This is a genomic window from Pedobacter sp. UYEF25, assembly GCF_054061655.1.
Genome location: NZ_JBSSEL010000002.1, coordinates 323,331 through 346,492, shown reverse-complemented (window position 1 = coordinate 346,492; position 23,162 = coordinate 323,331). Strand labels below are relative to the sequence as shown.

The window sequence follows — 23,162 nt, the reverse complement described above, 5'->3', positions numbered from 1 at the left end:
ATAAGGAGAGAGAGATTATGAGCATTGCATCGATTGCAGAAAATTATTTAAAGACACACCACAAGTTAGAGTTTCAAAGATTGGTAGACTTAGCCAATTACCAAACGATTGATACCAAACACATAAACGAAATTTACCAAACATTGGTAGACGAGACAACGGATCCAAAAGCCAAAGAATTTTACTTTGGAATTTTGACTATGATTTATCATCCTATTTGGTTTGAGGATGTAATAAAACTAAAGATAGGATTGCGCCAAATGTTTAGCGACGCTGCAGGTTTTAACAATCCTGAAATGGTAAACGCTTATACAGAAATATTAAGACCGAGAATGAAAGGCGAACGGTTTGCAACCCTTGTAAAAAATGAAGCGAACAGATTTATAGAGCATTATACAAATCTAAAGTAGAACGAAATGGAAAATAAAAATAAGGTGGGAAAACCCACAGGAAGCCCGAAAACAGGCGGTCGATTAAAAGGTACAGCCAACAAGGTGACAACCTCACTGCGGTCCAAAATTGATTCACTCCTGCAGGATAACTGGGATAACGTCCAGAGGGATATAGACAGTTTGGAAGCTAAAGATAGATTGATGTTTCTCGAGAAACTATTAGGTTTTGCAGTTCCAAAGTTAGCAGCCACCACTACAGAATTGGAAGTTAAGGGAAAGCTTGACCAAATGAGCGAAAGCCAACTTGATGCTATGATTGAAACAATATTAAACCAATCCGAAAATGAATAGAGCCGAGAAGATAAATAAATTAGCATCCTTGCTAAGTGGAAAATTTACGGCTGCGGACTTGAAGCCAAGACACCGCTGTATTATGATAGGATGGAGTTTAGAAGCGGACGGATCCGTTAACGGTGAAGATCACAATGTTTATCTAGTTGATGGAAAAACAGTAACACGGGATCTTTGGAATGATGCAATGGATTTTAATAAAACTGACGAATATAAAGTGACTGTAAGTTATGGAAACTAGAGAAACCAAGTTAAACCTATTAACGGGATTACTAAACGGAACGGTTAAGCCCTCAGACGTAAAGCCACGGCTTGAAATCCGTTATTTCGAAGATAAACCCACTCATTATATTGTTGATGGTAAGCAAGCAACCGAAAACGAGCTACACGAACAACTAGCGAAAGAGCCTGCATTGACTAACGCACTTGTTATTTATAACGTTGACGGATCCGTTAACACTGACGAATATTATTATTAAGCTATGAATAGAGAAGAAAAAATTAAAAATCTTATATCGGTTTTCAATGGAACCCTACCACCCGCAGCACTGAAGATTAACAGATTAGTTTATTTCCATCAAATTACAGATGAGCAGAGGGCGCAAGTAGAGGCGATTGTCGGATCTGTAATTGGTAATGAAAAACTATTAGGCTTGTTTGATGGAGTGCCAATTGGTTTAACATTATTCTTTCAGCGTGGGCTAGTTGAGCATTACGATGTACCGGTAAAATTTATCGATTGCAATAATCAAATTAAATTCAATCAATTTTTAGAAACCTTGAACCATGGATAAAGAAAAACTCAAGGCAGCATTATTGGCAAATGATACAGAATTGCTTAAAGAAATAAAAGCCGATCTAGCACGTGAGCGTTGGCTAAAATCCTTTAACGGAAATATACCAATTTCAGCATGGTTAAAACCTAATCCCTTTATAAGGTTTGACCAATCGAAGATAGTAGATGCAGTAATTAAGCAATAGAAAAGCAGTTAATTATCTTTGAATATGGCATTTAAAAAACTAGAAAGTGGAAACCCTAAAGGCATGGAGCCGGGCACAATCCATTTAAAAACGAAAATTAAGCGAGTTGTAGAAAGCAACCTTGCACAATTAGAAACAGATCTTCAATTAGTTACACCTGCGGAAAGAGTGGCCGCAATTACTTCACTTGCAAATTTTATAAAATAGAAACATGGAAAAAGTAAAAATTAAAAGTGGCGATGATAGTTTCTTTTATTTCAAAGAATATCTGACAAGGCTACAACCTCAAGCCGATAGATTAAAGCAATCATTTGAAACGATAGCGGAATTTCAGAAACAATTAAGCGGAAAGGTATTAGTAGAAATATTAAACAGCCCACCTGCATTTTTTGCAACTGTGAGGTCAAACGCTGAAAATTGGATACAGAAACAAAGACCTATGCAGCAAACAGCATTGGCGGACACCTGCGAAAACCTAATCTATAAAACAGAAAAAAGCTTTGATGAATTCAACAAGGCTTTAAGAACCCACCAAATTTATAACGGCACACCATACCCGGCTGAAGTTATCGAAATAGAAAAACTTTCGGAGTTTCTGTATAGCAATTTGCAGCCCGAAACAGTAAGGCCTTTGTTTGATGAATATTTGACCACTAAAGAAGAACTTGCGTTTTATTCTTGTATGCAAAAGTTGGCAGATGCAAATAACAACGCTGCAAAAATGGCCAAGCATTGGAGCCACGAAATGGCACCTACTGCAAGTTTCTTAGATTACGACCACGCAGAAAATACATTTAAGGTTAAGACAGAATTTTTAAAAAGGTACTTAAATAGCTAATTATGCATATCAACGAATTTATGGGAGTTAATCCAATGGAGCCCAAAAGCCAAACAAAAGGCGAAACATCGGATCTAATGAAAGAGTACCTGGCTAATAAAGATAAGCCGTCACAAGCTGGCGAAGGTGTTAGTGAAATGATGAAAACGTATTTAGACAATAAAAAAAAATAGAAAATTATGAGTTACACGAAAGAACAAAGACAAAAGAACCAAGAGCTTTTAGACAGCGAAATGAAAGATTACACTCAATCAGAGCGCGGCGTTGTGAAAGGTGAATTTAATAGAACATGGCCAGACGATAAACAGGCGTTAAAAATTATTAACAATCATAAAGCAGTCATTGCGAACGAAGCAACCCCTGAAGAAATGGAAGCTGTTATGGATGAGTACAAGTTTTAAACCAAAAAATATGTTTAGTATAGAACAAGACTTTGAAGATGACTTTCTCGATAATCTTATTAACTCAGATGTTGAGGAAATAATAAACGAGCTTGCAGATACAATGTTCGAGACGGGAAAGCGATTAGTAGACCGTGCAAGGGCTAAAACGAAAACCGAGGGAGGTTTTAATAATATAACATGGAACCTTCGAGCCTCAATTGGATGTGTTTTAGTAAATAACCACGAGATACAGGAACAACACATTTATTTCCCCCCCCTTGCAGAAAGCAGCACCGGGCACGAGACAGGTGTAAATTTAGCCCGTGAGGTTGCAATTTTAGCATCAGATGGGGATCCCGTTTTAATATTGGTCGCTGGAGAACACTACGGAGTGTTCGTTGAAGCTAAAGGTCGTGACGTTATAACGTTAACAAGTGAATTTTTCGACCCAATATTTAAGCAGCTACTTGCTGAAGTACAATAAAATATAAACTTAATCTAAAAAGCCTTTAAGAAATTAGAGGCTTTTTTTTTGCACCTCTAATTTAAGCGCCCTTGCTTCACGCTCTATCATAAATTGAATTTGTTGCCCCTGGCTGCGGTTTTGATTTGCAGAAAGCACCTTTAACAATTCCAATACATTCTCATCTAACTTTACACTAATCATCTTCTTTGCCATGCACAAATATAAAATACTTTGTCAATACTAAAAAGGATAAAAGAGATAATTAAAAGATATTGATATTGTCAATACTTTATTTTACATTTGATCTTCACTTAAACCCCTATTAATATGAATTGTAATTTGATTGAAAACGACAATGTAATTTTAGAAATGACCACGGACGAATTTAATATGTTTGCCGGTGCAATGGAAAAAATAGATTTGGCGCATTTTGGAGGGCAAAACGAAGATTCTGTAAAAGGACTTTCTAGTTTGATAACACACCTCGAAAGTTTAGATCTTGAGCCTCAATATTTACAAAAGGCAAATAAGGCTTATAGAAAGTTAACCGAATTCATGCTCTTATTGTCGGCTGAAAACTTTATCGTAAATGAAGTAAACCAAGCAGCTATCCCTTTAGCTACTATCTTTTATACTGAAAATATAAATGTAGAGGGGGAATTGTCATGTTAGTTAAAAAGACATTCTTTGATAAGGTCGAAGAAATAAACGAAGAAACGGACATTAAAGCGCTACTTGATGGCCTTTGTTATGGAGCCGATCAAATAAGGGAAACCGCTTTATTGAGTGAAGATGTTAACGTTAAGAATTGCGCCCTAAATAATCTTTTTTCAATCTCAGAGGCTATTAAATTTATAGCGACCGTTAATGAGTTTGTGTTGACGGAAAAGCAGAATGTAGTTAAATAAAATGTACATTAACGTACCTAACAATAATCTTTAAAAAATTTAAATATGAAAAATCAAGAAGCTTTCGATAAATCAGCTCAGGCATTCGCTGACGTCTTAAATAATACTATTACAATTAAAGAATCAAGAAAGTTACTTAAGGAGGTAGATCTTAGTTTGAGACGAGCAAACAAAAAATTAAAATTATCCATTAAATGGGCTAAAATAGCAAACGGAAGAAACGAGCTTTCTACTCATGTTGTTGATGAAGAAGAAATAAGATGTGTTCCTTTCTCTAGTATCTCGTTTTATGATGGATTAGATCAGTTTATAGATCAAAACGTTACAATTGGTAATGTTGAGTATTGCGTCATTTGGGGCAACGATTAATTAAATCGAATACAAAATTAGAGCCCTGCAAAATCTGCGGGCTTTTTTTGTTTAGTCATTAGATTGGATAATGTTTATCAAAATATCTATATCTTCAGTCGTAAAGTCAAATTTATCGTTGAAAGCAGGCCTATACCCTTCATTGGTTTTTATAAACATTCCGCAATAAAAATTATCGATCAATATTTGACAGTTACCCCTTGCACCTTGCGGCCTGGTGATACGCACTATCGCCACTTCATCAAAAGAAGCATTAAATGTAATGTCGGACATTTAAAAATGTTATGCGTTTAGAAGTCCAAAGAAACTTAGAATGCCAACGATAATTATACAAATAAAATAAAAGTAAAAATCGCTAGGAATATTAGATAACCATTTGTTTTTCATTATTTCGGCACCTCCACAGCTTTTAATAAAATTTGCTACACTAAATTACTAAGATTTTTTAACAGTCAACACGCAAGTTTTGATAAAACGAGTGAAAACTGAACTTTGTAAATGCAGAATGTACCTAAATCTGTACCCTAAAATAAAAAAACCGCTTCTAAAATTAATTAGAGCGGTTATGCGTACTCGGAGCGGGAATCGAACCCGCACGCCTGTTGAGGGCACAGGATTTTAAGTCCTGCGTGTCTACCAGTTCCACCATCCGAGCTTAAAAGCAATGAGCTTTTAAAATAAATGCCTCCTGGTAGGAAGGCATTTAGAGCGAAAGACGAGATTCGAACTCGCGACCCCGACCTTGGCAAGGTCGTGCTCTACCAACTGAGCTACTTTCGCATAACGTTTTACCGTTGTTTTTTGGTGATGCAAATATAGAGAGTTTTATAAACCTAGCAAGTTATTTTTTATATAAATTTAAACACGGCCTTTAAAATGCTGTTTATCATATAGATAATTTGGAGTTTATGCGCTAATTCAAGTTATTAATTGTGGGTAGTAGTTTTAATCTCTAAGGCCTGATGCAATCCGACCATTATTTGATTTGGTGACTTTGGGGTTTTGATACCAAGCGATTAGCCAAAGAAGCTAAGAAAGACTGACCAACAACAGTTGTTTCACCTGGATAGTTGACTTCAGTTGATTAGTTTTTGCCTAGCTGCAACTATATGTCTTCTGATTTTGAAGATGATGCTGTACATTTGAAAACGTAATTCTTTGCAGACGACTGGATTCTCCATCTCCCGCAATATTTTTTCGCCGGGCAAAATTTTATTTATCCACTACAATGAATTTAAAATCGACAGAATATTTAGGTTTGTCATTGGCAATTGCATCAACTCTTTTTTCTTGTAACCTCACCCGAAATGTGATGAAAAGCAATAACAAAGACATTTATATTTTAATGGGACAGTCTAACATGGCCGGTCGAGGTTACTTAACGCCCGAAAATCAAGCTGCGGGCAATCTGCGGGTGCAGGTGTTTACAGAAGGTCTCAAGTGGAAAGAGGCACATAATCCGCTTCATTTTGATAAGCCGAAAGCAGTTGGCGTTGGTCCGGGTTTATCCTTTGGGATAGCTATGGCAGGTGCAAATGTAAAAACAGAAATTGGGTTGGTGCCAACAGCCGTTGGAGGCACTTCAATAAATTCTTGGGTGCCGGGTGGCAAAGATAAAAGCACAGGTAAATTTCCCTACGATGACGCTTCGAAGAGGATCAAAGAAGCCATGAAATATGGCATTGTTAAAGGAATTATTTGGCATCAAGGCGAGTCCGATTCCAACTTGAAAAGTGTAGAAGAATACATGCCGAAATTAAAAATCCTAATAGAGCGAATCCGAAAACTTACGAGAGATGAAAATTTACCTTTTGTGGCAGGTCAATTGGGTAGGTTTAATGCCGATTACGAAGCCTTCAATCAAATGATAAAAGATCTTCCGCAAAAAATACCACATACCGCAGTAGTTACCACAGAAGATTTAATAGATCGAGGTGATAAGACTCACTTCGACGCAAACTCTGCAATCTTGCTGGGAAGACGTTACGCACAAAAGATGAGAGACCTGCAAATGAAATCGCAATAGTTTCTTTAGATTTTCTTAAAAGATGATTGTGAAAATTTAACCGGAAGAGCTCTGAAAATTGGCAAATCGGGCAAAATTATAATTTTTTAAATAAAGCTTGGTAAAAATATTAATTTAGTGAAATATGCGGAGGGGTAGCCGCATAAAATTTTAGCACATCAATGACTGAGATAAAAAAATTAGAGCAAACCTTTCGATGGTTTGGTCCAAATGATGAAGTAACGCTAGCAGATATTAGACAAACCGGTGCCACGGGCGTAGTAACCGCGCTGCATCATATTCCCTGCGGAGAGGTTTGGTCTATTGAAGAGGTGGCCAAACGCAAGGACGAAATAGAAAATGCTGGTTTAACTTGGTCTGTGATAGAAAGTATCAACATCCACGAATCTATCAAAATTGGCGCCCCAGACCGCGACGAGTGGATTGCGAAGTACATCCAGTCTTTGAAGCACGTTTCGGAAATGGGATTGAGTGTGGTGTGTTACAATTTTATGCCTGTATTAGACTGGACTCGAACAAACCTCGATTTTATTTTACCAAATAGTGCCAGTGCTTTAAGGTACGATGCAGTGGCGCTTGCCGCTTTTGACCTATTTATTTTAGAGCGAGAAAATGCAGAGAAAGATTTTTCTGAAGAACGTATCGCAGAAGCAAAAACGTATTTCGACGAATTGACTCAAGAGGAGAAAGAAACTTTAAAAAACACCATTATGGCCGGTTTACCGGGAACAGATGAGGTTTTTACAACTGCGGAATTTAAAATACATTTAGATAAGTATGCAGCTGTGGATGCCAAAGTTCTTCGTGAAAATCTAGCTTATTTTTTGAAGGCCATTGTTCCGGATGCGGAAAAAATGGGCATAATGATGTGTATTCATCCGGATGACCCACCTTTTCCAATTCTGGGTTTACCGAGAGTGGTTTGCAATGCAGATGATTTAGAATATATTGTTAATGCAGCGCCATCTCCTGCCAATGGCCTTACTTTCTGCACGGGTTCATTAGGTGCTAATCCTGCAAACAATTTACCTGAAATGGTTAAACGTTTTGGTCCAAATATTCATTTTTTACATTTAAGAAATGTTACTAAAGAGTCTAATGGCAGTTTTTATGAAGCCGATCACCTGAATGGTGATAACGACATGGCTAGCGTTATGGAGGCCGTCATTCGCGAACAGCAATCAAGGCAAAAACAAGGTAGAGAAGACGTATCCATACCTGTGCGCCCAGACCACGGCCATAAAATTTTGGCCGATGTAAATAAAAATGCTTATCCGGGCTATTCGGGCATTGGCAGGATGAAAGGCTTGGCAGAATTGCGAGGACTGGAAGTCGGATTAAGAAAAGGATTGTTGGAGTAGCGATTTTGAAGAAAAGATTAATGACCCTATTTTTACTTATTTCCAGAAGGTTAAGTTTACGCATACGTAGTTTGAAATAGCGTGGACTTCAGAATCCGCAAAATGCTTTTATTTTTTGCAGAACGATATACTGGGTAAAATTTTAGACCTAAAGAATAAGGAGCAAAATTAAAGAACGGGAGAAAAAGGGCGGCATCGAGTTGAGGTATTCTGATCTTGCCGAAGGTGTTAAAATCGACTAGGTTTTACAAGACATTAGACAGCCTGACACTTACAATCTTATATATTAGGTTGTTGAATTCTAATTTATACATTTAAAATGGGTTACATAAATTCATTCCCGACCTAAGCATTCTAAAATAAGTTCTCGTTCAAAACCTCTTCCCTGCATATAAGAAAGCAATTTATACTTCCTCTTCTGTAGGTTTTTTTCATCGGTAACGCGCTCTTTTTTATCGAGTAATTTGTGAAGGATTTCTAGATATTCCTGCTCATCCAACGAATACAGCGCTTTGTGCAAAATTCTATCAGGTACGCCTTTCAGTTGCAAACCTTGTTTTATTTTTTGTCGGCCCCAATGGTTTATTCTGAGTTTGCCCGAAGCATAGGCTTTTGCAAATCTTTCTTCATTCAAAAAGTTATTCAAGATCAGGTCTGATAGCACTTCTTCCAATTCGTTTCCTCTAATTCCCCATTCAACCAACTTGTAACGTACTTCAGTTTGACTACGTTCCTGATAAGCACAGAAATTTTGTGCCTTAGCCAATGCTTGTTTTTTGTCTAAATATATGTTCGGTTTTTTATCGGTATTCATAAATATTTGCTCAACTTCGTGAGGTAAAAAGGGAACAGCTGTTCTTGATTTTTGTTGATGGAGAAACCAATATACACAATTAATAAAATCGCCGAAATTTTATCCGCGGAAGCGAGCATAAATACTTTAAATAGTCGAATAGACCAACTGTTGATAGATACCAGACTGGTATTACAGCCGGAAAATGCCCTGTTTTTAGCAATAGTTGGCCACCGCGACGGCCACTTATTCATTGATGACGCTTACCAGAAGGGGGTTCGAAATTTTTTAATAAGCAAGAGAAATTTCATTACGAAATACTCAGACGTAAATTTTTTAGTAGTCGACGATGTGCTCAAGGGTTTGCAGAAACTTGCTACATTTCACCGCAAACAGTTCGATATACAAACAATTGCCATCACCGGAAGCAACGGAAAAACTATTGTAAAGGAATGGCTTTATCAGTTGTTGGCTTCAGATTTTAATATTGTTAGAAGTCCGAAAAGTTACAATTCTCAAATTGGCGTGCCTTTGTCAGTCTGGCAAATAAGTGAAGATAACAATTTAGCCATTTTCGAAGCGGGAATTTCTACCGTAGATGAAATGCACCGACTTGCAGAGATTATCCAGCCTCAAATAGGCATTTTAACCAATATTGGGCAAGCGCATGCGGAAGGCTTTGCAAATGCAAGTGAAAAGCTGACCGAAAAACTTAAGCTTTTTGAGCATGTAACCATGTTTATTTATCCCAAACATGTATTTACAAAGTTTCCTCAAGCGAATTTGCCCGGAAAAATACAATTTAGCTGGAGCGATAGGGAAAAGGCAGATCTTCAGTTAGTAGAGAGAAAGGTAGAAGGCAACTATTGTATCTTAAAAGCTGTTTATAAAGGGGAAGAGACGACGTGCAAATTCCCTTTTACAGACACAGCGCACATAGAAAATGGCTTAACGTGTTGGGCAACATTGCTTGCCTTAGGATATAAGCAACAAGACATTGTATCTAAATTAGCGTTTTTAAGTCCAATTTCTATGCGTTTGGCGCTTAAAGATGGCATTCATAATTGTACGATTATCGATGATTCTTACAGTGCAGATATTTCCTCTCTAATCATCGCACTTGATTTTTTAAATCAGCAAAATCAACATGTTCGAAAAACAGCGATTTTGTCTGATTTTGTGGAAACAGGCCGTAATGATGAGCAGTTGTACGGAGTCATCTCTTACCTACTGCAAAAGAGGAACGTCCAAAGAGTAATCGGTATTGGGCAAAATATTAGTCGGAACAGCCATTTATTCCTTCAAACATCAATATTTTTTCCGGATACTGCATCTTTTTTAGCACAATTCCGCAGCGTCTCGTTTAACAATGAAACAATTTTAGTAAAGGGTGCAAGGAAATTTGAGTTCGAGAAGATAAGTAAAGTACTCACTAGAAAAGTTCACGACACGGTTTTAGAGGTAAACCTAAACGCGATGTTGGGAAACCTGCAGCATTACAGATCTAAGTTGAAGCCCGGCGTGAAAATTATGGCGGTGGTGAAAGCTTTTTCGTATGGAAGTGGAAGTTTTGAGATCGCAAATCTGCTGCAATTTCACGGGGTAGATTATTTAGCGGTAGCCTATGCAGATGAGGGAGTTGCATTGAGGGAAGCCGGTATTTCCCTGCCAATTATGGTGATGAGCCCCGAAGAATATGCATTAGAAACAATGATTGAGCGAAATCTAGAGCCTGAGATTTTTAGCCTGGAGATTTTGAAGAGTTTCATGAACTTGTTGTCAGATAACGAAAAAGCATTTCCCATACATATTAAATTAGATACTGGCATGCATCGATTGGGCTTTACTGCAGGAGAAATGCAGGAGCTTGGAGAAATTCTAAAAACCTCTCCTAAAGTAAAGGTAAAGAGTATATTTTCGCATTTTGTTGCCAGCGACGCTGCCGTTTTTGATGGTTTTAGCCAAAGTCAAATAGCGCGATTTAAAACAGAGACTGAATTTTTAATTGCTCAACTCGGGTACAAGCCGCTGTTACATTTGGCAAACACATCGGGCATCAGCAGGTTTCCAGAGGCTCAGTTAGATATGGTCAGGCTTGGAATAGGTTTGTATGGTTTCGATGGCGCCAGTAAGGACTTGCTGCAATCTGTTATGACATTAAAAACCACCGTTAGCCAAGTAAAAGATCTACTTCCTGGAGATACGGTTGGATACAACCGTAATGGAAAGATGCCGAATGGAGGAAGGGTTGCGACTGTTAAGATTGGTTATGCTGACGGATATAGCAGGGCGCTGGGAAACGGCATAGGTCACATGATGATTGGCAACCAACTGGTAGCAACTGTAGGTTCTATTTGTATGGACATGACAATGCTAGATGTAACTGGTTTGGCAGTAAAACCCGGCGATGAAGTGGTGGTGTTCGGCGCAAATCCTAGCATCGCAGACCTAGCCGCACAACTGAATACCATTGCCTACGAAATTCTTACGAACGTTTCTCAACGTGTTAAAAGAGTTTATTTTTATGAGTAGAAAGTGAGTGGGTTTCTAGAACCTAAAAATATTAACCCTTTTTTTGTTTAAATTTGAGGCATGAATAAACTCGGCAAAATATTACTTAATTATTTGATTAAGGGGCTGTTAGTGGTATTGCCGGTTGCTGTAAGCGTAATATTGCTCGTTTGGGCGGTGTCTACAGTAGACAGTTGGATTAATGTAAATAATATTTTAGGCGTAAATCCCGCAACTGGTGCAAGCCGAAACATACCTGGCCTGGGGCTGTTGTCCGTAATTGCCGTGGTGCTAGTTACCGGTTTCTTTGTAACCAATTTGGTGACAGAACCGATGTATAAATTTTTTAGGCGTCTTACCCATCGCTTACCGCTGTTTAATTTTATCTATACTTCGATAAAAGACCTCACAGAAGCTTTTGTGGGCGAGCAGAAAAAATTTAATCATCCGGTATTGGTAGAAGTTGAGGGCGGATTGAAAAAAATTGGCTTTTTAACTCAAAACCATTTAGAAAAATTTAATTTGCCCACTCAAGTGGCGGTTTATTTTCCGCTCTCCTATTCTTTTGCTGGGCAGCTTTGCATTGTAGAACGAGACAAGGTAACAGATTTGAAAATGAGTGCCGCCGATGCAATGAAATTGGTGGTAAGTGGTGGAGTTAGTGGGCTATAGAATATCTGATTATCAAATATTTATATCAACTTAGTTAACGAATTGAATGGTGAGTTTTATTGATAAGTTGGGCGTTCCCTGCGGGCGGGCTTTCCTTTCCAATCTGTTACCTTCCCAAACCACAAAGGGACTTAAACCCTGTAAAAAGATTTCCACTGCAATACAACGCTGCAAGGAGTAGACAGAAAGCATTTCTATTTTCTGAAGTTAATTTTTAAATAGCTCCATGGGAGGAGACGAATTAATAGCGGTGGGTTTCAACCCACCGCACCTTCAATGAGTTCACAACACCCTAACAGAAGGTCTCGAAAAATTCCCCATCCGCTAATTTGTCTTCATCTTCTCAATGTTTACTGTTCGTGGGCTTTACTAAAGCAAAACATCCGCCGTTAAAATATCTCGACTAGATCAAAGCACTCCTGGGAGACTTTCTAATTGCTAATTAATCTCCTATTCTCTAATCCTTTTTCCTTATTTTTGACAGATGCTAAAAGCTACGGATGTTACCAAATCGTACGGAAACCTACAGATATTAAAAGGTGTAAACCTCGAAATAAGAAAGAGTGAAATTGTGAGTATTATTGGACCATCTGGTGCTGGTAAGAGTACGTTGTTGCATATTTTGGGAACGTTGGATATACCAGACTCTGGAGCGGTGTCACTTAAAGACACCGTTACGAACAAATTAAGCGGGAGAAATTTAAGTAGTTTTAGAAACGAGAATATCGGCTTCGTATTTCAATTTCACCATCTATTGCCCGAGTTTAGTGCGTTGGAAAACATCTGCATTCCAGCTTTTATCGCCAAGAAAAGCAAAAAACAGGCTGAAACGAGGGCATTTGAGTTGCTAAAAATGTTTGGTCTGCAAGACAGGGCACACCATAAGCCCAACCAGCTTTCCGGTGGTGAGCAGCAGCGCATTGCAGTTGCAAGGGCGCTTATCAACAATCCTTCCATCATTTTAGCCGACGAACCTTCTGGGAATTTAGATTCAGAAAATGCAGAAGCTTTGCACCGTTTGTTCGGACGCTTGCGCGATGAATTTGGACAAACCTTTGTAATTGTTACGCATAACGAACATTTGGCTACCGCCAGCGACAGAATTGTGGCCATGAAAGACGGATTGATTGTTAGCTAATTGAATTTATAAAACATCAAAATATACCGATTTGAACATTCTAATTACAGGCGGGAAAAACGCCAAAGTTTTTAAACTGTTGCGGGCGTTTGACCGAGATTTTGTTATTTTTGGCGATTATGAGGAAGTTCCCGCAATCTCGTCCTCTAGTTACCGCTTTGCCAATCTAGGCAAAAAAAACGAGCAGAGTGTAGCGCATGTATTGTTGGAATTTTGTATTTCAGAATCCATAGAAGTACTCATACCAACCCATACTTTTGAGGTTGAACAGATGGCGAAAGCAATACAACTTTTTGCAGAATACAACATTACAGTTTTACTTCCTAAACAAGATGAAATAGATAATTATCTTGAAGAGATAAACCTCGTAAGCCCTTCATTACTAATTTTTAGACAAGGAGAATTAATTTTTTCAACAGAAGAAATTGACATAGCTATTCCCAACGCGCTGAGCGGAGTTTTCGAAATAGATTTGACCGGAAAAATTAAATTATTCTTAGTTTGATGACAGATATACCTTTGTTGCTAAATGATAAAAAAGCTATTTTCTTAGAGCTCGACGATGTAATATTTCCAAAAAAAGACTACGATTTACAAGTATATTATTTATTTGCACAATTTTTGGAAATGACAGGTGGACATTCAGCTGCCGAAATAGTCGAATTTTTTAAAGAACAGAATCGGTTAGATAGCGATGAAGCTGTTTTTGAGAAGTTCGTTCAAAAATTTGCGTTTGTAAGCAAATATCGACCTAACTTCGAAACGTTGTATAAAACAGCGCGGCTGCCCCTTAGGTTATTCGTCTTCCAAAAAATGCTAAACTTTCTAAATTTAGCAATCAAAAATGGTGTGCAGATTTTTGTAGTCACGTCGGGCGATCCTGAAACGCAACTTAATAAAATCAAGCAAATAAACTGGCAAGGTATGGAGCAATATGTCAAAGTTTTCTTTACAGAAGAACTTGGTCAAACATTTTATTCAGCAGTGGCTAAACTACTATTAGATCACAATTTTTTAGCCGCTGATACCTTAACTATTTGTAAAAATAAATTAGTTTATCCGCCATCCAATTCGTTAAATTTACCGTACGTTTTAGTAACTGAAATCAACACTACACATGGCGAACAATAAAATAGTTAAAAATTCCATTACGGGAATTTTTTTGGCGATTGTGGGATTGACCATCGCCTGCAAGAAGAACAGCAGCGACAGTACTTCGCTTCCTGCAACACGAGATCAACTCACTAAAGATTCAATTTATCTTTATGCACAACAAACTTATTTTTGGAATGTTGGTATGCCCACTTTTCAGGCATTTAATCCAAGGAGTTACGCAACGAACGATCTTGAAGTAAATGCGATCAGGGCATTATCGAGTAACGGAGGTAAGGATAAATATTCTTTTATAGATGATGGAACGGTTGCCACCGAGATTGGCGGAGTTGCAGGTGATTTTGGATTTTCTGTGTTCTTCAATAGTACGAATGATTTGCGTATAAAATATGTCTACGCCTCATCGCCTGCAGCTACCCAAGGCTTGAAACGAGGGTATCAGATTACTAAAATAAACGACCTCACCGACATCAACACTACTGATGCGAGTATTGCCAAAGTAGTTGATGCCATATTTGGCAGCGCTGCTACCGTAACATTGACAGTAAAAAAACCTGATGGGACGTCGCAAAATGTTAGCATCTCTAAAGCCACATACAACATCAACCCGATTCTATTTACGCATACTTACACGGTTGGAGCCAAAAAAGTTGGCTACATTGTTTTTAACAGTTTCACAGATAATTCCGTACCGCAGTTAGAAGCGGCTTTCGCTAATTTCGCTGCCGACGGGATAAAAGAATTAGTGGTGGATTTAAGATATAACGGTGGTGGTGCTGTTTCTACCTCAGAGGAATTTGCCAATTTAATTGCACCATCCGCTCAGGATGGAAACGTGATGTTTACTTATTATTTTAACCAAACCATGCAAGATGGCAAAGCGACTATTCTGCAAAATCAGAAGTTTATTGGCACCGATAATAAGCTTCATTCTTATTTTGACTTTGATTATAAACCTACAGTCGCGGCGGGTAATCAGACTGTCTTTAAAAAGCGGGGAACATTAGAGGGGATAAATAGGGTTTATTTTTTGGTTACTGGTTCAACGGCTTCGGCAAGCGAGTTATTGATCAATAATTTAAGGCCTGTAGTGGATGTAAAATTAATCGGTAGACAGACTTATGGTAAGCCTGTAGGGTTTTTCTCTATCCATATTGATAAGAGCGACCTCTATATACCACAGTTTCAAACAAAAAATCAATTGAGTTCTGGGGAGTATTTTGGTGGTTTTACGCCAGATAAAATAGTTAACGATGATGTGAGCAAAGAATTTGGCGATCCAACGGAAGCAATGCTTTCACAAGCTTTATTCTATTCTCAAAACGGGCAATTTACTTCTTATGTACATGACAATGCCATCAGCAGCACCACGCCGATGTCTAGAGAGAAAATGGCAGATGTTGACGGTAAATTAGATCATTCTTTTAAAGGAATGATAGACGATACGCATCCAAAATTTAAAAAACAATAGCGACTTTTTAACTGAGGTGGTAGCTAGATTCTAGCTTTTTTTTCGAATTAATACGATTTAGGTTTGCTTTTAAGGCAAATTAGTAATACTCTTGTCTAAATATTTTCAGATTAAAAATGATACCGATCGAGTTGGTGGAGAAAGACCACATCAAATACCTTAATATAATTGAAGCCAAAGACAGCAAACTACATGAATTAAAAACCAAATTAGAAGATGCGCAACGCTTGGGAAATGAGTTTAAAGCCAAGGCAAACATCACTTTTAATACTACCATTGGGCCTAAGCGGGTTTACACAACTGTTTGGTCTGTTACAGAAAAATACATTCAGTTAAAAAATAACATACACATTCCGCTGGCGAGTTTGATAGATATAGATTATTAAACTGACTATGTTATGGGGAATAAGTTAACCCTGTACCATTTTGAGCGCTCTACACAAAATTGCATTAACATTTATTAAATTAGTTGGACCTGCTACCGCCAAAAATTTGTTGGCTTACTGTGGGAGTGCAGAAAATGTTTTTTCAGCGAGCAAAAAGCAGTTGGCGCAAATTCCTGGTATAGGAGTTAAAACAATAGAAGCTGTCCAAAACTCAGGCGCTTTGCAGCGGGCAGAAGAGGAATTAAAATTTGTAGAAAAACACGGCATAGAGACTATGTTTTTTTCTGATGAAAACTTTCCCCATAGATTAAAGCACTGCTCAGATGGCCCGCTATTGTTGTATTTCAAAGGCAAGGCCAATTTAAATCACCCGCGCATAATCAGCATAGTGGGTACTAGAAATGCAACGGAATATGGAAAGGCGATTTGTAAACAACTTTCGGAACAGTTGGTGCCATTTAATGTTTTGGTTATTAGTGGTTTAGCTTATGGAATAGATGTAACGGTGCACAAGGAATGTTTAAGTTTGCAAATTCCGACGATAGGCGTTTTAGGTCATGGATTAGATCGGCTTTATCCACAATTGCATAGAAGTGTAGCACAGCAAATGGTGTTAAATGGTGGGCTACTGACAGAGTTTCCAACGCTTACCACTCCAGATAAGCAGAATTTCCCACAGCGCAACAGGATTATCGCAGGCATAGCAGATGCAACCATTGTGGTAGAAGCATCGATAAAAGGCGGCGCGCTAATCACCGCGCACATCGCCAATTCCTACAATAGAGATGTTTTCGCATATCCCGGGAGAATTACAGATCCTTTTTCTGAAGGGTGTAATTTCCTAATAAAGACCAATCGGGCCGTTCTTATAAATGACATCAACGATCTGGTGTATTATTTAGGGTGGGATGTAGATTTAGTTAAAAAGAAACAACAAGTCCAAACGGCCTTGCATTTAAATTTAACAGTTAATGAGCAAAAGGTAGTTGATTGTTTAAATGGAAAGCAATTGGCTGTTGATGAACTTGCCATCCAACTAAATATGCCACAAAGTAAGTTGGCCATCGTATTGCTCACTTTAGAGATGCAAGGAATTATTGTGTCATTGCCTGGAAAAATTTATAAGTTAACTTAGCAGACTTTTCTGAAAATCAAAGCTTTTGATATGCGAAACTTTAATTGCTTAAATGCCAAAAACTAACTTAAAAAGCAATATCGTTTTGTATATATGTTGTTTCCCTTATAATATTTCGTTGCCCTGATATTCTATTCATAAGTAATATGGTTTGCGTATTTTTGTAGCATGTGGTACAATAATATCTTAGAAACAATCGGCAATACACCTTTAGTGCGATTAAATTCGATAACAAAGGGAATACAGGCGACAGTTCTGGCTAAAATAGAAACGACAAATCCTGGCAATTCCATAAAAGATAGGATGGCCATAAAGATGATACAAGTGGCCGAACAGAATGGGAGCCTAAAACCTGGAGGAACAATTATAGAAGGAACATCTGGCAATACGGGAATGGGCTTAGCGATGGCCGCCATTATTAAAGGCTACAAATGTATTTTTACCACAACTGATAAGCAGTCAAAAGAAAAGGTAGATGCGCTGCGCGCTTTTGGTGCCGAGGTTATTGTCTGTCCGACGAACGTAGAACCAGAGGATCCCCGTTCATATTATTCAGTGTCTTCTCGTTTGGAAAGAGAAGTCCCTAATTCCTGGAAACCAAACCAATACGATAACCTAGCAAATACCCAAGCCCATTACGAACAAACAGGGCCTGAAATTTGGGAACAAACCGAAGGGAAGATTACACATCTAGTGGTAGGGGTAGGAACTGGTGGAACAATCTCCGGAACAGGAAAGTACCTTAAAGAACAAAATCCAAATATTAAAGTGTGGGGAATAGACACCTATGGATCGGTTTTTAAGAAGTACAAGGAAACAGGTATTTTAGATAAGAATGAGATTTATCCATACATAACCGAAGGTATTGGAGAAGATTTTTTACCGAAGAATGTAGATTTCGATGTGATCGATCTATTTGAGAAAGTAACTGACAAAGATGCAGCCCTGATGACTCGAGAAATTGCCAGAAACGAGGGGATTTTTATCGGGAATTCTGCCGGTGCCGCAATAGCTGGATTATTGCAATTGAAAGATAAATTGAAACCAGAGGATGTTGTTGTGGTAATTTTCCACGATCATGGCAGCAGGTACATGGGTAAAATGTATAATGAAGATTGGTTGCGCGAACGTGGTTTTTTAGCAGACGAAAAACTGACCGCAAAATCAATTTTAGCGAAGAAAGATCACAGAGAAATTGTAACCTTAGATGCTCAGAAGACGATTTTAGAAGCGATCAATATATTAAAGTCGATTAATATTTCGCAAATTCCTGTAACTCAGCAAGGAATGATAGTTGGCAAGGTAGATGAAGGTGAAATCCTTTCTGCATTGTTAGAAAACCCAAGTTTGCGATCTGCATCAGTTTCAGAGATCATGAGCTCCACCTTTCCATTCGTTGATTTAAATACTTCGATAGATAAGATTTCTGCGATGATAAATAGAGAAAATTCTGCTGTATTGGTAGAAAACGCCCATGGAAAAATAGATATAATTACACAGTATGATATTATAGAGGCGATAAGCGGGTAGGGAAGGAGAAGTCAGAAGTCGGAAGTGAGAAGTCGGAAGTCGGAGGTCAGAAGTCAGCAGTCGGCGGTCAGAGGTCGGAAATCGGAAGTGAGAAGTCAGAAGTCAGAAGTGAGAAGTGAGAAGTCAGAAGTCAGAAGTCGGAGGTCTCAAACCAAAGTCGTCATGTCGAGTATGCGAGACATCTCACATATAGGTAATCGTCCTGCTGAACTTGTTTCAACAACTTTAATGTTAGTCTGAATCAGGATTATCAGGATTTGTAGGATTTGAAGATGCAAAGCTTGAGTAAATCTTTCCCAAGCAAAAGTCGTCATGTCGAGCATGCGAGACATCTCACATATCGGTTATCGTCCTGCTGAACTCGTTCCAGCATTTTTATTCTTTTGTCTGAATCAGGATTTGTAGGATTTAAGGATTTGAAGATGCAAAGCGTTAGTAAATCTACCGAATCGTCCTGCTGAACTCGTTTCAGCATCTTTATCTTTTTGCCAACAGAAAATAAAGTTGTCAGTCTGAGCTTGTCGAAGACCAAATTACCATTTACATTTTACACCCCCTTCGACAAGCTCAGGATGACATCCCTTGGCAACATTTCGCCATCCATCCATTCCTTGCTCTTTAATCTTTTTATGCGCTGCACGGTTTCGCAACAGGGATGGTAATTAAAATTTTGAGCAGGGGATGAGCGTGGGCTCAAAATTTGCCCGCAGGGCCGTAGCGACAGCGAAGTAATGCACAGCCCGGCCGTTGCCCAAAAAATTGTCTGAATTAGGATTTTCAGGATTTTTAGATTTCCAAGATGCCTGCTGCTATAAATCTACCGAATCGTCCTGCTGAAGTCGTTTCAGCATCTTTATCTTTTGTCAGTAAAAAATAAAGTTGTCAGTCTGAGCTTGTCGAAGACCTAAGTATTATTAACGTTACGCCCCCTCGACAGGCTCAGGATGACATTACTAGGTAACATTTCACCATCCAGTCTTTAATCTTTGCTCCTTGCTCCTTAATCTTTTTATGCGTTGCACGTTTGTAGGATTTGAAGATGCAAAGCGCAAGATAAATCCTTCTCAAAATAAAATCGTCATGTCGAGCATGCGAGACATCTCACATATAGGCTTTCAACTACCTTTTGTCTGAATCAGGATTTACGAGATTTTTAGATTTCCAAGATGCCTGCTGCTATAAATCTAACGAATCGTCCTGCTGAACTCGTTTCAGCATCTTTATCTTTGTGCCAATAAAAAATAAAGTTGTCAGTCTGAGCTTGTCGAAGACCTAAGTATTATTAACGTTACGCCCCTTCGACAGGCTCAGGATGACATTACTAGGTAACATTTCACCATCCAGTCTTTAATCTTTGCTCCTTGCTCCTTCATCTTTTTATGCGTTGCACGGTTTCGCAACAGGGATGGTAATTAAAATTTTGCGCAGAGGAAAAGCTAGGCCTCAAAATTTGCCCGCAGGGCCGTAGCGACAGCGAAGTAATGCACAGCCCGGCCGTTGCCCAAAAAATTGTCTGAATTAGGATTTTCAGGATTTTTAGAATGCCAAGATGCGTGCTGCTATAAGTGTACCGAATCGTCCTGCTGAACTCGTTTCAGCATCTTTATCTTTTTGCCAATAAAAAATAAAGTTGTCAGTCTGAGCTTGTCGAAGACCAAATTACCATTAACATTTTACACCCCCTTCGACAGGCTCAGGATGACATGAATTTGAAACGTTTCGCCACCCAATCTTTGCTCTTTGGTCCTTGCTCCTTAATCTATTTAATGCGCTGCTGCTTCGCCTTCGATACGCTTAATCTGCGCGCCTAAGCTCCTCAAACGGGTATCTATATCTTGGTAACCACGTTCTATCTGTTCGATATTATAGATCGTAGAAGTGCCTTCTGCAGATAAAGCCGCAATCAACAAAGAAACCCCGGCTCTGATGTCGGGAGAGGTCATGCTGATGCCGCGTAACTTATATTTTTTATCAATGCCATTTACGGTAGCCCTATGTGGATCGCAAAGGATGATTTGAGCACCCATATCTATCAATTTGTCCACGAAAAATAAACGACTCTCGAACATTTTTTGGTGGATAAGTACATTTCCCTTGGCCTGCGTTGCAATTACAAGCACTATGCTCAATAAATCTGGCGTAAAACCAGGCCATGGCGAATCGGAAACGGTAAGAATAGAACCATCTATAAAAGTGTCAATCTCATAATGCTTTTGCGAAGGCACATAAATGTCGTCCCCTCTACGCTCCAACTTGATTCCTAATTTTTTAAAAACTTCTGGAATAACACCAAGCTCATCGTAACACACATTTTTAATGGTGATTTCGGACTCTGTCATAGCTGCTAAGCCAATAAAAGAACCGATTTCTATCATATCAGGCAACATTCTATGTTCTGTGCCACCCAATTTTTTAACGCCTTCAATGGTTAACAAATTAGAGCCGATGCCAGAAATTTTGGCACCCATTCTATTCAGCATTTTACAAAGTTGCTGCAAATAAGGTTCGCAAGCCGCATTGTAAATGGTAGTAATTCCTTTCGCCAACACCGCTGCCATCACAATATTTGCAGTACCGGTAACCGAAGCTTCATCTAACAGGATGTACTCACCTTTTAAGTTCGTGGCATCTACATTAAAAAATGCATTCTTGCTGTCGTACACAAACTTGGCACCCAATTTCTCGAAACCAATAAAGTGTGTATCCAACCTCCTCCTGCCGATTTTATCGCCACCAGGTTTAGGTATTGCAGCTCTGCCGAAACGACCTAAAAGTGGTCCGACAATCATGATGGAACCACGCAAACCGCCACCTTTAGTTTTAAATTCGGCAGATTCGAAGTGATTTAAATTTATATTTTTTGCCTCGAAGGTATACGTGTCTTTACTTAACCGCTCGACCGTAACACCCAAATCGCTCAGCAATTCTATCAGTTTATTTACATCTTTAATATCAGGAATATTGCTGATGGTTATCTTTTCTTCGGTAAGCAAAACGGCAGCTAGAATTTGTAAAGCTTCGTTCTTTGCACCTTGAGGGGTAATTTCGCCTTTTAATTTTATTCCACCGGTAATTTCGAATGCACTCATAGTTAGCGTTTTTCCTGTTTGGCTTTAGATTTTTAACTTTTACACAAACGTAAAAGATTTTTTAGATAAATCTACCTGGTTAATATTTCGGTTTGTTATTATTTCTACCTCGGCTGTTGTTATTGTTGTTCTGATGTTTTTTGCCACCATTACTTCTCCCGCGGTTATTGTTGCTGTTGGTATTTTGCCTTGGGTTAGTCTGCCTAACCTCTACCTTGGCCAAGTTTACATTATCGTCTAAACGCAGCAAACCTCCCGATAAATCTCGTAAATCTTTCAGAATGGTCTCGTCAGATACGTTGTCTTTATTAAACGAAACATACGCCATTTTCATAAAATTAGCGATGTTCTGCACCATATCTTTCTTTATGGTTTCATCTTCTTCGCGCATGGCTTTTTCAATCAGTTTTTCTACTGTTTTGCCATAATGCTTATAGGTAATGCGCTGTTGCGGATAAGGCAACGGTTCTGGTTTAATGTACGCATTCTCTATCAAAGGTTTCGGGTAGGGGCTATCTACATCAATTTCATAATTAGAAATAATGTGTAAATGATCCCAAAGTTTATGCTTAAAATCGGCTACGTCTCTTAAATGAGGCTGTAAAAAACCCATTAAATCTATTACCGCTTGGGCATATTTGTTGCGCTCTTCCTTGGTGGGTAAAGCAATAATATACTTCACCATATTTTGTACGTTGCGGCCATACTCTGATAATATCAAATGACTACGCGTAGTATTATAATCGAATTTCATGATCGTTATGTTGTTAAATGGAAATCTGAAATGCCAACACGAATTATGAAATAACCAACACGAGGGGAAGTTAAGAATTCATCGAAATGTCTATTGTCATTTACTTGAGGAAACAAAGATATAAATTATTATTAAGTATCTAGTAGGTAGTGTCAAGTATGTAGTATCAAGTATCAAGATAGCGCGGTGTGTAATAAAGCAACCAACTAAACATCTAAACAACCAACTAGCTAAACAGCCAAACGACTAACCCCTAACCTTCTAACCTCTAACCTCATTTATTCCTTGCTCATCCAATCTTTCCGCCCTGACTTTTAACTCACAACTTTCAACTTTTAACACTTTATTTCTGGTCCATCCAATCTTTCCGCCCTGACTTTTAACTCACAACTTTTAACTTTTAACACTTTGTTTCTAGTCCATCCAATCTTTCCGTCCTGACTTTTAACTCACAACTTTCAACTTTTAACACTTTGTTTCTAGTCATCCATTCTT

At 38.4% G+C, this 23,162-nt stretch carries 30 protein-coding genes and 2 tRNA genes; 25 read left to right on the top strand and 7 right to left on the bottom strand.

Features of this window, described 5'->3' with window-relative positions:
• The first annotated feature begins 17 nt into the window (after positions 1-17).
• From ACVWYG_RS03510 to ACVWYG_RS03460, 11 genes are read left to right on the top strand one after another with little or no spacing between them, the layout of a single operon-like run.
• Positions 18-410, top strand: coding sequence for a hypothetical protein (locus tag ACVWYG_RS03510; RefSeq protein ID WP_457268746.1), 393 nt, complete (start codon positions 18-20; stop codon positions 408-410).
• Positions 411-416: 6 nt separating this feature from the next.
• Positions 417-743: a hypothetical protein gene (locus tag ACVWYG_RS03505; RefSeq protein WP_457268745.1), complete on the top strand. Its 327-nt coding sequence runs from the start codon at positions 417-419 to the stop codon at positions 741-743.
• Entirely contained in the window at positions 736-984 is a 249-nt protein-coding gene (locus tag ACVWYG_RS03500) for a hypothetical protein (RefSeq protein ID WP_457268744.1), read from the top strand. The genes ACVWYG_RS03505 and ACVWYG_RS03500 overlap by 8 nt, the downstream gene beginning before the upstream one ends.
• Positions 974-1,222 carry a hypothetical protein gene (locus tag ACVWYG_RS03495; protein WP_457268743.1) on the top strand — a complete coding sequence of 83 codons (249 nt, stop codon included), beginning with the start codon at positions 974-976 and terminating at the stop codon, positions 1,220-1,222. Before ACVWYG_RS03500 ends, ACVWYG_RS03495 begins: the two co-directional genes overlap by 11 nt.
• Before the next feature lie 3 nt (positions 1,223-1,225).
• Positions 1,226-1,537, top strand: a complete 312-nt coding sequence (locus ACVWYG_RS03490; RefSeq protein WP_457268742.1) for a hypothetical protein — start codon at positions 1,226-1,228, stop codon at positions 1,535-1,537.
• A complete protein-coding gene (locus tag ACVWYG_RS03485) occupies positions 1,530-1,724 on the top strand; it encodes a hypothetical protein (RefSeq protein ID WP_457268741.1) in 195 nt (64 codons plus the stop codon). The genes ACVWYG_RS03490 and ACVWYG_RS03485 overlap by 8 nt, the downstream gene beginning before the upstream one ends.
• Positions 1,725-1,748: 24 nt before the next feature.
• Entirely contained in the window at positions 1,749-1,931 is a 183-nt protein-coding gene (locus ACVWYG_RS03480) for a hypothetical protein (RefSeq protein WP_457268740.1), read from the top strand.
• 4 nt (positions 1,932-1,935) lie between these two features.
• Entirely contained in the window at positions 1,936-2,562 is a 627-nt protein-coding gene (locus ACVWYG_RS03475) for a hypothetical protein (RefSeq protein ID WP_457268739.1), read from the top strand.
• Between the two features lie 2 nt (positions 2,563-2,564).
• Positions 2,565-2,735: a hypothetical protein gene (locus ACVWYG_RS03470; RefSeq protein ID WP_457268738.1), complete on the top strand. Its 171-nt coding sequence runs from the start codon at positions 2,565-2,567 to the stop codon at positions 2,733-2,735.
• Between the two features lie 6 nt (positions 2,736-2,741).
• Positions 2,742-2,963 (top strand): hypothetical protein, encoded by a 222-nt coding sequence (locus ACVWYG_RS03465; RefSeq protein WP_457268737.1) that lies wholly within the window; start codon positions 2,742-2,744, stop codon positions 2,961-2,963.
• Between the two features lie 10 nt (positions 2,964-2,973).
• Positions 2,974-3,429 carry a hypothetical protein gene (locus tag ACVWYG_RS03460; protein ID WP_457268736.1) on the top strand — a complete coding sequence of 152 codons (456 nt, stop codon included), beginning with the start codon at positions 2,974-2,976 and terminating at the stop codon, positions 3,427-3,429.
• Between the two features lie 33 nt (positions 3,430-3,462).
• Here the strand turns inward: ACVWYG_RS03460 and ACVWYG_RS03455 are convergent, their stop codons facing one another.
• Positions 3,463-3,624, bottom strand: a complete 162-nt coding sequence (locus ACVWYG_RS03455) for a hypothetical protein (RefSeq protein WP_457268735.1) — start codon at positions 3,622-3,624, stop codon at positions 3,463-3,465.
• A 114-nt stretch (positions 3,625-3,738) separates the two neighbouring features.
• Between ACVWYG_RS03455 and ACVWYG_RS03450 the strand changes: the two genes are divergently transcribed.
• The 3 genes from ACVWYG_RS03450 to ACVWYG_RS03440 are packed head-to-tail and all read left to right on the top strand — an operon-like array spanning position 3,739 to position 4,688.
• Positions 3,739-4,083: a hypothetical protein gene (locus tag ACVWYG_RS03450; RefSeq protein ID WP_457268734.1), complete on the top strand. Its 345-nt coding sequence runs from the start codon at positions 3,739-3,741 to the stop codon at positions 4,081-4,083.
• Positions 4,077-4,319: a hypothetical protein gene (locus tag ACVWYG_RS03445; RefSeq protein WP_457268733.1), complete on the top strand. Its 243-nt coding sequence runs from the start codon at positions 4,077-4,079 to the stop codon at positions 4,317-4,319. The genes ACVWYG_RS03450 and ACVWYG_RS03445 overlap by 7 nt, the downstream gene beginning before the upstream one ends.
• A gap of 45 nt (positions 4,320-4,364) precedes the next feature.
• Positions 4,365-4,688: a hypothetical protein gene (locus ACVWYG_RS03440; RefSeq protein WP_457268732.1), complete on the top strand. Its 324-nt coding sequence runs from the start codon at positions 4,365-4,367 to the stop codon at positions 4,686-4,688.
• Between the two features lie 51 nt (positions 4,689-4,739).
• Here the strand turns inward: ACVWYG_RS03440 and ACVWYG_RS03435 are convergent, their stop codons facing one another.
• From ACVWYG_RS03435 to ACVWYG_RS03425, 3 genes are all read right to left on the bottom strand, one after another.
• Entirely contained in the window at positions 4,740-4,961 is a 222-nt protein-coding gene (locus tag ACVWYG_RS03435) for a hypothetical protein (RefSeq protein ID WP_457268731.1), read from the bottom strand.
• A gap of 297 nt (positions 4,962-5,258) precedes the next feature.
• A tRNA-Leu gene (locus tag ACVWYG_RS03430) sits at positions 5,259-5,343 on the bottom strand.
• Between the two features lie 52 nt (positions 5,344-5,395).
• Positions 5,396-5,468, bottom strand: a tRNA-Gly gene (locus ACVWYG_RS03425).
• A 448-nt stretch (positions 5,469-5,916) separates the two neighbouring features.
• Between ACVWYG_RS03425 and ACVWYG_RS03420 the strand changes: the two genes are divergently transcribed.
• Positions 5,917-6,714, top strand: a complete 798-nt coding sequence (locus ACVWYG_RS03420; protein ID WP_457268730.1) for a sialate O-acetylesterase — start codon at positions 5,917-5,919, stop codon at positions 6,712-6,714.
• A 161-nt stretch (positions 6,715-6,875) separates the two neighbouring features.
• Complete coding sequence (gene uxuA / locus ACVWYG_RS03415) at positions 6,876-8,075, top strand: mannonate dehydratase (RefSeq protein WP_457268729.1); 1,200 nt, start codon at positions 6,876-6,878, stop codon at positions 8,073-8,075.
• Between the two features lie 334 nt (positions 8,076-8,409).
• On the opposite strand, the gene ACVWYG_RS03410 is transcribed toward uxuA, so the two are convergent.
• Complete coding sequence (locus ACVWYG_RS03410) at positions 8,410-8,889, bottom strand: regulatory protein RecX (protein ID WP_457268728.1); 480 nt, start codon at positions 8,887-8,889, stop codon at positions 8,410-8,412.
• 57 nt (positions 8,890-8,946) lie between these two features.
• Between ACVWYG_RS03410 and ACVWYG_RS03405 the strand changes: the two genes are divergently transcribed.
• The 9 genes from ACVWYG_RS03405 (at position 8,947) to ACVWYG_RS03365 (ending at position 18,824) form a co-directional block, all read left to right on the top strand.
• The gene (locus ACVWYG_RS03405; RefSeq protein WP_457268727.1) at positions 8,947-11,400 is read left to right on the top strand and encodes a bifunctional UDP-N-acetylmuramoyl-tripeptide:D-alanyl-D-alanine ligase/alanine racemase; all 2,454 of its coding nucleotides are present in this window, start codon (positions 8,947-8,949) and stop codon (positions 11,398-11,400) included.
• 60 nt (positions 11,401-11,460) lie between these two features.
• A complete protein-coding gene (locus tag ACVWYG_RS03400) occupies positions 11,461-12,051 on the top strand; it encodes a DUF502 domain-containing protein (RefSeq protein ID WP_457268726.1) in 591 nt (196 codons plus the stop codon).
• A gap of 484 nt (positions 12,052-12,535) precedes the next feature.
• Positions 12,536-13,189: an ABC transporter ATP-binding protein gene (locus ACVWYG_RS03395; protein ID WP_457268725.1), complete on the top strand. Its 654-nt coding sequence runs from the start codon at positions 12,536-12,538 to the stop codon at positions 13,187-13,189.
• A gap of 31 nt (positions 13,190-13,220) precedes the next feature.
• Positions 13,221-13,694, top strand: coding sequence for a hypothetical protein (locus ACVWYG_RS03390; RefSeq protein WP_457268724.1), 474 nt, complete (start codon positions 13,221-13,223; stop codon positions 13,692-13,694).
• Positions 13,694-14,320, top strand: a complete 627-nt coding sequence (locus tag ACVWYG_RS03385; protein WP_457268723.1) for a hypothetical protein — start codon at positions 13,694-13,696, stop codon at positions 14,318-14,320. The genes ACVWYG_RS03390 and ACVWYG_RS03385 overlap by 1 nt, the downstream gene beginning before the upstream one ends.
• Entirely contained in the window at positions 14,307-15,773 is a 1,467-nt protein-coding gene (locus ACVWYG_RS03380; protein ID WP_457268722.1) for a S41 family peptidase, read from the top strand. The genes ACVWYG_RS03385 and ACVWYG_RS03380 overlap by 14 nt, the downstream gene beginning before the upstream one ends.
• Before the next feature lie 116 nt (positions 15,774-15,889).
• Positions 15,890-16,159, top strand: a complete 270-nt coding sequence (locus tag ACVWYG_RS03375; protein WP_457268721.1) for a hypothetical protein — start codon at positions 15,890-15,892, stop codon at positions 16,157-16,159.
• 40 nt (positions 16,160-16,199) lie between these two features.
• Positions 16,200-17,294: a DNA-processing protein DprA gene (gene dprA, locus ACVWYG_RS03370; RefSeq protein ID WP_457268720.1), complete on the top strand. Its 1,095-nt coding sequence runs from the start codon at positions 16,200-16,202 to the stop codon at positions 17,292-17,294.
• A 168-nt stretch (positions 17,295-17,462) separates the two neighbouring features.
• A complete protein-coding gene (locus ACVWYG_RS03365; RefSeq protein WP_457268719.1) occupies positions 17,463-18,824 on the top strand; it encodes a pyridoxal-phosphate dependent enzyme in 1,362 nt (453 codons plus the stop codon).
• Positions 18,825-20,587: 1,763 nt separating this feature from the next.
• On the opposite strand, the gene murA is transcribed toward ACVWYG_RS03365, so the two are convergent.
• Positions 20,588-21,913, bottom strand: coding sequence for a UDP-N-acetylglucosamine 1-carboxyvinyltransferase (gene murA, locus ACVWYG_RS03360; RefSeq protein ID WP_457268718.1), 1,326 nt, complete (start codon positions 21,911-21,913; stop codon positions 20,588-20,590).
• 79 nt (positions 21,914-21,992) lie between these two features.
• Positions 21,993-22,667, bottom strand: coding sequence for a DUF4290 domain-containing protein (locus tag ACVWYG_RS03355; RefSeq protein ID WP_457268717.1), 675 nt, complete (start codon positions 22,665-22,667; stop codon positions 21,993-21,995).
• Between the last annotated feature and the right edge of the window lie 495 nt (positions 22,668-23,162).